Annotated in this window: 1 protein-coding gene and 1 pseudogene; both read left to right on the top strand. The window is 58.8% G+C overall.

The annotated features are described in order from the left end of the window. Nucleotides 1-99 precede the first annotated feature (99 nt). Nucleotides 100-867, top strand: coding sequence for an SDR family oxidoreductase (locus MRBLMR1_RS26995; RefSeq protein ID WP_148146641.1), 768 nt, complete (start codon nt 100-102; stop codon nt 865-867). Next, nucleotides 836-983: pseudogene (locus MRBLMR1_RS26990) on the top strand (gluconokinase); the annotation flags it as partial. The gene MRBLMR1_RS26995 and the pseudogene MRBLMR1_RS26990, both read left to right, overlap by 32 nt.

Genomic DNA, 983 nt, shown 5'->3' with positions numbered 1-983 from the left:
GCTTCATTTCTCACTCCCGCGTTTTGTTTTCGATTGCATATGTTATCGATAACATCTATGTCAACTTCAAAGACGCTTATGAACCGGGAGGAATTTCTGATGTCATTTCCGCTGTTCGATCTGACGGGTAAAACCGCGCTGATCACCGGCTCCAGCCAGGGCATCGGCCTGGCACTCGCTCGCGGCCTTGCCGAACACGGCGCTACAGTCATTCTCAACGGCCGCGATGAGGCGAAACTGGCTGACGCACAAAAACAGCTTTCCGCCGATGGCTTTACCGTTCACGCCGTCGCATTCGATGCGACCGACCAGGCCTCGGTTGCGGAAGGTGTCGCTCGCATCGAAGCGGAGATCTGCGCGATAGACATTCTCATCAACAATGCCGGCATGCAGTATCGTTCCCCGCTGGAAGACTTTCCGGCCGACAAGTGGCAGCAGCTTCTGACCACCAACATTTCCAGTGTGTTTTATGTCGGTCAGGCTGTCGCCCGCCACATGATCGCCCGCGGTCACGGCAAGATCATCAACATCGCCTCGGTGCAGAGCGAACTTGCCCGTCCGGGCATTGCGCCGTACACGGCCACCAAGGGCGCGGTCAAAAACCTCACCAAAGGCATGTCCACCGACTGGGCCAAGCACGGCCTGCAGGTCAATGCGATTGCGCCGGGCTATTTCAAGACACCGCTCAACCAGGCACTGGTCGACAATCCGGAATTTTCCGCATGGCTGGAAAAGCGCACGCCGGCTGCCCGCTGGGGCAATGTCGATGAACTGGTCGGCGCGGCCGTCTTCCTGTCGGGCAAGGGTTCCTCTTTCGTGAATGGACACACGCTTTATGTCGACGGCGGCATCACCATCAGCCTCTGAGGCACAGGCCTTCCGGCGGCCCATCATCGTGATGGGCGTCGCCGGCTGCGGCAAGAGTTCGGTCGGTATGCGTCTGGCAGAAGCGCTGTCCCTCCCCTATCAGGAAGGCGACGATC

This window comes from Neorhizobium sp. LMR1-1-1.1, assembly GCF_040675795.1.
Taxonomy (GTDB): domain Bacteria; phylum Pseudomonadota; class Alphaproteobacteria; order Rhizobiales; family Rhizobiaceae; genus Neorhizobium; species Neorhizobium cellulosilyticum.
This window is presented reverse-complemented; position numbering and strand designations above follow the sequence as displayed.